Origin of the sequence: Tsukamurella soli (genome assembly GCF_039541155.1) — a bacterium.
GTDB lineage: Bacteria > Actinomycetota > Actinomycetes > Mycobacteriales > Mycobacteriaceae > Tsukamurella > Tsukamurella soli.
In genome coordinates this window covers 1-7,491 of sequence record NZ_BAABFR010000160.1, presented here as the reverse complement: position 1 = coordinate 7,491, position 7,491 = coordinate 1, and the positions used below count along the sequence as shown (strand labels likewise).

The 7,491-nt window shown below is 73.6% G+C and carries 6 protein-coding genes and 1 pseudogene; all 7 read right to left on the bottom strand.

What is annotated here, in order from left to right:
• Positions 1–1,463, bottom strand: a 1,463-nt coding sequence (locus tag ABD908_RS25855; protein WP_345001506.1) for a heavy metal translocating P-type ATPase, incomplete at its 3' end; no start/stop codon positions are given.
• Positions 1,460–2,014, bottom strand: coding sequence for a sigma-70 family RNA polymerase sigma factor (locus tag ABD908_RS25850; protein ID WP_345001504.1), 555 nt, complete (start codon positions 2,012–2,014; stop codon positions 1,460–1,462). The genes ABD908_RS25855 and ABD908_RS25850, both read right to left, overlap by 4 nt.
• Positions 2,015–2,082: 68 nt before the next feature.
• A complete protein-coding gene (locus ABD908_RS25845) occupies positions 2,083–2,910 on the bottom strand; it encodes an aldo/keto reductase (protein ID WP_385923220.1) in 828 nt (275 codons plus the stop codon).
• A complete protein-coding gene (locus ABD908_RS25840) occupies positions 2,907–3,713 on the bottom strand; it encodes a sugar phosphate isomerase/epimerase family protein (RefSeq protein WP_345001508.1) in 807 nt (268 codons plus the stop codon). Before ABD908_RS25840 ends, ABD908_RS25845 begins: the two co-directional genes overlap by 4 nt.
• A gap of 86 nt (positions 3,714–3,799) precedes the next feature.
• On the bottom strand, positions 3,800–5,539 hold the full coding sequence (locus ABD908_RS25835) for an FAD-dependent oxidoreductase (RefSeq protein ID WP_345001502.1): 1,740 nt from the start codon (positions 5,537–5,539) through the stop codon (positions 3,800–3,802).
• Positions 5,536–6,629: pseudogene (locus ABD908_RS25830) on the bottom strand (Gfo/Idh/MocA family protein). The gene ABD908_RS25835 and the pseudogene ABD908_RS25830 overlap by 4 nt, the downstream one beginning before the upstream one ends.
• On the bottom strand, positions 6,626–7,491 hold an 866-nt coding region (locus tag ABD908_RS25825), incomplete at its 5' end, for an FAD-dependent oxidoreductase (protein WP_345001499.1). The pseudogene ABD908_RS25830 and the gene ABD908_RS25825, both read right to left, overlap by 4 nt.

Genomic DNA, 7,491 nt, shown 5'->3' with positions numbered 1-7,491 from the left:
CGACTTCGGGCGACGGCGTGCTCGGACGCCGCCACCACGGCGCCGGCGACGCGCAGCACTGCGGCCTCGTCCACGCCGGGCGCGAGCGTGACCCGCGCGACGCCGAGCCGGCCGGTGGTCACCGTGCCGGTCTTGTCGAACACCACGGTGTCCACCGCCTCGGTGGCCTCGAGCACCTGGTGCCCGCGCAGGTAGATCCCCAGCTGTGCGCCCCGTCCCGACGCCACCATGAACGCGACGGGCGTGGCCAGGCCCAGCGCGCACGGGCACGCGATCACCAGGACCGCGATCGCGGCGGTGACCGCCTGATCGACCGTGCCGCCGCCCAGCAGCCACCCGATCAGCGTCGTTGCGGCGATCGCGAACACACAGGGCACGAACACCGCCGACACCCGGTCGGCCAGGCGCTGCATCCGCGCCTTGGTCGCCTGCGCGTCCTCGACCATGCGGCGCATCGACGCCATGGCGGTGTCGTCGCCGACGGCGGTGGCACGCACCGTCAGCCGTCCGTCCTGGCACACGGTCCCGCCCAGCACCGCGCCACCCGGCTCCGCGGCCACGGGCCGGGTCTCGCCCGTCATCGTGCTCGCGTCCACGAACGCCGAGCCGGACTCCACGACGCCGTCGGTCGCGATGGTCTCGCCGGGCCGCGTCACGAAGCGTTGGCCCTGCTTCAGCTCCGACACGGGGACGCTCAGCTCCGAGCCGTCCCTCAGCAGCACCGTCGCGTCTTTGGCACCGCGCGCGGCCAGCGCCCGGATCGCGCTCACCGCCTTCGCGCGCGCGGCGGCCTCGAAATAGCGCCCGGCCAGCACGAAGACGGTGACCCCCATGGCCACCTCGAGATAGATCGGATCGGAGTGGGTGATCGCGTTCCACACCCCGTGCGGATCGGCCCGCCGCCGCCCCGGGGTGAGCACGGTGACCACCGACCACAGCGTCGCGGCCGTGATCCCCGTCGACACCAGGGTGTCCATCGACGCGGCGCCGTGCCGCAGCCCGGCGACGGCCTTGCGGTGCAGCGGCCACGCGCCCCACGTGACCACCGGCAGGCTCAGCGCCAACAGCAGCCACTGCCAGCCGGGGAAGCGGGTCGACGGGACGGTCGCGAACACGACGGAGATGTCTGCCGCCGGCACGAACAGGACCAGCGAGATGACGAGCCGGCGCAGCAGGTCGCGGCGTTCGCGCTCCTCGGCCGCCACGGCGCGGCGCGGGTCGGGGGACTTCTCGGCAGCCGAGTAGCCGGCCGCGGCCACTGCATCGCAGAGCTCGCTCACGCCCGTGCCCGACGGTGCCTCGACCGTCGCCGTCCGCGTGGCGTAGTTCACCGAGGCGCGCACGCCGTCGACCTTGTTGAGCTTGCGCTCCACTCGATTGGCGCACGCCGCGCACGTCATGCCCCCGACGTCGAGGGAGATGCGATGGGTCTGCGCGGTCTCGATGTCGTGGAGCGTGGTCATGCTGTCGCTTCCTGATTCGGTGCCTGGTGTGCCCCGTGATGTTGCCGGACGAGTTGTTCGCGCGCCCGCGCCACCCGCGAACGGATGGTGCCGACGGGGCAGCCGCACACGTCGGCGGCCTCCGCGTACGTGAGGCCGAACGCCTGCGTGAGGACGAGTGCCTCCCGGCGGTCGCGGTCGAGCGTCGCCAGTAGCAGCCGGGCTTCGACCAGGGCCGCGGGGCCGGTGACCGACCGGCGCGCGTCGAGTGCCGCGCGCCAGTCGGCCGTCACCAGCCGGGGCCGCGCGGCGGCTGCGCGCAGGTGATCGGCGACGGTGCGCCGGGCGATCGCCAGCAGCCACGTGCGGGCGCTGGACGCACGCCGGAACGAGGGGAGCGCCGTGATCGCGCGCAGGTACGTCTCCTGCGCGAGGTCCTCCGAGTACCCGGGTCCCGCGAGGTGCGCGCAGTACCGGCGCACCTCGTGCTGGGTCGCGGCGATGAAGGCGGTCAGCGCTCCGCGGTCGCCGCGCTGCGCGGCGACCGCGAGCCCGGTGACCTGATCCTGCATGCCTCCGAGGGTAGGCCACCCCACCGACACGACGACAATCGCCGCTGGTCGGCTGTGGTCGAGCGGCGTCAGAACTCCTCGTGCGTCTCGACATCGCGGGCGGCGGACTCGCCGCGGTCCAGCGCGTCGAGGGCGGCCACGTCGGCGTCGGTGAGCCGGATGCCCGTGGCGGCGAGGTTCTCCCGCTGGCGCGCGGCGTTCGACGTGCGGACCACCGGCCGCACGCCGTGCGCGAGGTGCCACGCGAGCACGATCTGCGCGGGCGTCGCCGCGTGCTCCTCGGCGACGTGGGCGATCGCGGGGTCGTCTAGCGCGTCTCCCCGTCCCAGCGGGCTCCACGACTGGGTGAGCACACCGAGCGCGTCGTCGTCTGCCCGCACCGGGGTGCGGGCGATGGTGGGATCCATCTGGATCTGGTTGAGGGCGGGTGCCTCGCCGGTCGCGCCGACCAGCGCCTGAAGGTGCCGTCCGAGGAAGTTCGACACCCCCACCCAGCGGATCAGGCCGGCGTCCCGACACGCGAGGAGTTGCTCGTACGCGGCGACGTAGCGGCCCCGCCGTGGCAGCGGCCAGTGGATCAGCAGCAGGTCCACCCGGTCGAGCCCGAGCCGCTCGAGGCTCTGCTCCACGGCCACCCGCACCGACGGAGTCCCGTCGGGCGCGCCGATGTGGTCTCGGCCGCGCAGCTTGGTGGTCACGACGTACTCGCCCCGCGGCAGCCCGGACCGCGCGAGCGCGGCCCCCACGGCGTCCTCGTTCTCGTACTTCGCCGCAGTGTCGATCAGGCGGTAGCCGGTGTCCAGCCCGGCGAGGACGTTGTCCGTGCACCGGGCACCTGTGAACGGCCACGTGCCCAGACCGATGAGGGGCAGCCGGTCGGCGATCGAATCGGTCACGAGTCGGATCCTATCCCCGCGTCCCGGTGTGCCGACGCGGCAGCGAGCACCGCGCGCGCCCGCTCGGCGAGGTGCCGCAGCCACGCCTCTGTGCCCATCTCGCGGCGCTGCGGCTCGTTGGGCAGCTCGACGGATACGGGCAGACCGGCAGGCAGCCGAGACCACATCGCCGCCAGGTCGATGCCGCCCTCGCCGGGCGCGAGCCGGTACGAGCGGGCGTCGTGGATCAGGCCCGCGTCGTCCGCGGGGGCGGGGACGGTGCCGTCGCACAGCTGTGCGTAGTGCAGCCACCCGCGCGGCAACGCCGCGATGTCGGCCAGGGTCGTCGCGGACCGCGCCGCGTGCAGGGCGTCGACGAGCACCGACGGCCGCTCGGCCTGCGCGACGATCTCGACGGCGGCCCGCGCGTCGGGTACGCACGTCCAGGGCATGAACTCGAGGCTCGCGACCATGTCGTGCTCGGCGGCCAGCACCGCGAGCGCGGCGTACGAGTCGGCGAGCCGCGAGGAGTCCGGATCGTCACCGGCGACCAGGGCGGCCCGCGCGCCCAGGGCATTGCCGGCCTCGAAGAAGGACCGATACTCCTCGGCGCGGAAGTCCGGGGCGATCCGGACGATCTCGATGTCGAACACGCCGACCGGCGAATCTCGCAGCCGTGCAGCGAGATCCGCCAGGGCGCGACGATCCGTGTGTACCGGATAGGCGGGCGTTGCGGGGGCCGCGGGCAGCAGTCGCAGGCCAACGGTGTCGTATCCCGTCCGCTCGGCGAGCGCGAGCTGTCGGGCGGGCGGCGTGTCGAGCACGGTGAGGGCCGCGAGCCCGAGCCCGGGGTTCGGACGCGGCGAGGGAGGAGCGGAGGCCGTGACCCGCGCATCCGGTACCGCGGCGCTCACGCGGTCACCGCCCGCTGATCGCGCACCTGCGCGGCGATCTCGGTGCCCGCCAGGTAGCCGAACGTCATGGCGGGTCCCAGGTTGATGCCGCCCGACGGGTAGTGACCGCCGAACACGCTGGCCTGGTCGACGCCCACCGCGCGCAGACCCGCAATGGGGCGGCCCCGTTCGTCCAGCACCCGCGAGCGCGCGTCGGTCACGAGCCCCGCGAAGGTACCGAAGCTGCCGGGTACCACCTTGACGGCGTAGTACGGTCCCTGATCCAGCGGCGCCAGAGAGGGATTCGGGAAGGGGTTGTCCGGGTCGCCGCTGCCGCGGGTGAACGGGGTGGCGCCCCGCCCGAATTCGGGGTCCGCGCCCACCACGGCGCCGCGGTTGAACTCGGCGACGGTGCGCTGCAGTTGCTCGGGGTCGACCCCGATGCGCGCGCCCAGCTCGGCGAGGGTGTCGGCGCGGGTCAGGTAGCCGGTGCGCAGGTACGGGTAGGTGGGCACGGGCGCGGGTTTCGCGAAACCCAATGGGTAGTATCGCATGTAGCGGGAATCGGCCACCAGCCAGGAGCACACCTCCGCGCCCGCGGGTGCCTGCTCGATCATGGCCAGCGTGTAGTCGTGGTACCCGAGCGCCTCGTCGACGAACCGCCGGCCCGTCGACAGCACGCCGATCACGCCGGGCTTGCCCCGATCGAGGATGTGCGGGAACACGCCGGTCCTGCCGTTCGCGTAGGGCACCAAGGACACCGGGCAGTAGGCGACGGGCGAGGCCACCGCGGACGTGAGGTATCCCCCCACCGACTCGCCCAGCGAGATCCCGTCGCCCGTGGTGGTGTGCGGCGTCAGGGTCCAGTGCTCGTCGCCGGTGGGCACGCGGGGGAACAGCGCGCGACGGCGGTCGCGGTCGCGGGTGAAACCGCCTGTGGCCAACACCACCTCGCCGGCCGAGACGGTGCGGACACCGTGTGGACCGTCGACGCGCGCGCCGACCACGACGCCGGCCTCGTCGGTGACCAACTCGACCACTCTGGTGGACACCTCGATCCGGACGCCGCGGTCGAGCGCGGAGCGCAGCAGCCGCCCGATCAGCGCCGTGCCGTTGACCAGCTGCTGGCCGCGCCGGTACAGCGCGAGCTCGGCGAGGTGCCGGGCGACACGGACACCGCAGTGCGCGAACGCTTTCGCCGATCGCGTGGAGTGCAGGAATGCCTGCAGGTCGGTGCCCGCCATGATGCCCATACCGAGGAACGACGTCTCGTAGAGCTGGCGGCGCAGCAGCCGCGCGACGTCCGGCCCGAGGTGGCGCAGGCTCACGGGCTTCGGTGCCACCGACCGGTGGCCGGTGCCCGCGCCGGGTGTGTCGCCGTGGATGTCGGCGATCCCGGTGCCGGGGACGAACTGCAGTGCGGTACGGGTCTCGAAGAAGTCGACCATCCGCGGCGCGCCGTCGAGCAGGACGTCGACCCGCTCGCCGTCGAACTGCGCGCCGAGCCGGTGCTCGAGATACGTACGGGGCGCCGCCGCGTCCTCGACTACGCCGTCGGCGAGGGCGAACCTGTTGCGCGGCGCCCACATCCATCCGCCGGACCAGGCGGACGCCCCGCCGCACACGGCGTCCTTCTCGACCACCAGGACGGACACGCCACCGTCGGCGGCGGCGACCGCGGTGGACAGCCCGCCGGCGCCCGACCCGACGATCAGGAGGTCGACGGTGTCGACGGGCGGGGCGGAGGTGGCGGTCATCGGGCGGCTCCTGACGTGAGAGGGGAGGATCGGGGTGTGAGCGTCACGACGGTGCCGGTGCGGCTCGATTCGTAGACGGCGAGGACCACGGCGAGTGACGTGCGGGCGTCGCGGCCGGTCACGACGGGCGGGCGGCCCGCAGCGACGGCATCGGCGAAGTCGCGCACCTGCAGGGTGTGGAAATCGACCAGGCCGCCGTTGATCTCGTCGATTCCGGGGTTCGTCGGGGCGGGCCGCAGGGTGTGGTATTCCTCCTCGCCGGGCACGGTCCAGACGTCGTTGACCCCCTCGGCGCCCTCGGGGAGCTCCAGCACGCTGCCCTGCGCGCCGGTCTCACCGATCACCGACACCCGGTTCCCGAGGTTGCGTGCGGCCCCGGTCGTCGCGGTGATCGTCGCGGTGGCACCGGATGCGAAGGTGACCACGGCGGAAGCGGTGTCCTCGGAGTCGATGCGGCTGCCGTCGAAGCGGTCGAGACGGTTCCCGCCACCGCCACCGGCTCACCCATCAGCCAGCACAGCATGTCGATCTGGTGGATCGCCTGCGTCATCAGCACGCCGTCGCATCGTCCCGCCGCCGCGCCGGTGCCCGCCGTGTCGCGGGGGGCGAAGTAGTCGGCCGGCCTGTGCAGCGCAGCGGTGACCTCGCCCAGCACGGGCGCCCCGATGCGGCCGTCCGCGATCGCCGCGTGCAGCCGCTGCGCGGCGGGCCACAGTCTGCGCTGGAACATCACGCCGAACGTGACACCGGCGGCGTCGGTCGCTGCGATCATCCGGTCGGCGGCCGCAAGGTCCACCGCGATCGGCTTCTCGCACAGCACGTGCAGCCCCGCGGCGGCGGCCGCGACGACCACCTCCTCGTGCGCCGGGTGCGGCGTGCAGACGCTCACCGCGTCCAGTCCGAGTGCGAGCAACTCGTCGAGACCGCCCACGGCGGCGGCGATTTCGCGCTCTGCCGCTAAGGCACGGGCGCGTGCGATGTCCGCGTCGCAGCAGGCGGCTACGGTGGCGCCCGCGGCCGCGAAGGCGCGGGCGTGGTTCCCGGCGATCCGGCCGCACCCGACGATCCCGACCCGCAGCGGTGTGCTCATTCTCGTGCCTCCTGTGTGCTTCGGTGCGCTGCGGCGTGGATGCGTCCCGCGGCCTCGATGGCGGTGGTGATCGCGGCGTGGATCGAGCCGCCGTCGCCGCTCGCGTCGCCCACGGCGTGCACCCCGAGCGGTGGCTCGAGGGTCCGCAGCGCGTTCTGGAGCTCCGTCCGAGGCGTGATGCCCTGCGAGACCAGCAGTTCGCCGCCGCCCGGGATCCAGCGCTCCGGGGCGCCGGGATCGAGGGGCCGGATCCGCACACGGTGGGCCTCGATCGCCGTGATCACCGACTCGAGGTGCAGTGTCAGGCACGGGTGCGCGAGCAGCCGTGGCACCAGCACGATCTTGCCGCGCCGGCCCACGTCGTGGGCGATGCCGGGCTGTGGACCGATCATCGTGACCCGTGTGCCCGCCGCGAGCAGTGCGTCGGCGACTGCGGCCGCCTCGCGGTCCGCGCCGAACATCGTGATCTCTTCCGGTGCAGGTGATTCCGTGCGGAGGAAGTCGCGCACGTCCCGTACCCGGCGGGTGTCGCTGCCGGGCAGTGCGGGTTCCGGGCCCCGGCCGCCCGTCGCGAGGACCACGGCGTCCCAGCCCGGGCCCAGTGCGGCCGCGGGGGCGGCGAGGTCGACGTCGATCCCGGTGTGGCATACCACGTTCAGGTCGACGAGTTCCATGGCGTACCAGTCGACGATGCGGTGGTACTCGGGGTACTCGGGTAGACGCGCTGCCAGGGCGAGATCGCCTCCCGGGTAACGCCGTTCGTCGAACAGCTCCACGGCGTGGCCCAGCCGCGCCAGCTCGCGCGCGGCGGCCAGTCCCCCCGGCCCGCCGCCGACGACGGCGACCCGCACGCTCCCGCCAG

Bases quoted from the DNA above. Each gene is read 5' to 3' on its own strand.
- ABD908_RS25850 (WP_345001504.1), bottom strand. From the start codon at position 2,014: ATGCAGGATCAGGTCACCGGGCTCGCGGTCGCCGCGCAGCGCGGCGAC.
- ABD908_RS25835 (WP_345001502.1), bottom strand. From the start codon at position 5,539: ATGACCGCCACCTCCGCCCCGCCCGTCGACACCGTCGACCTCCTGATC.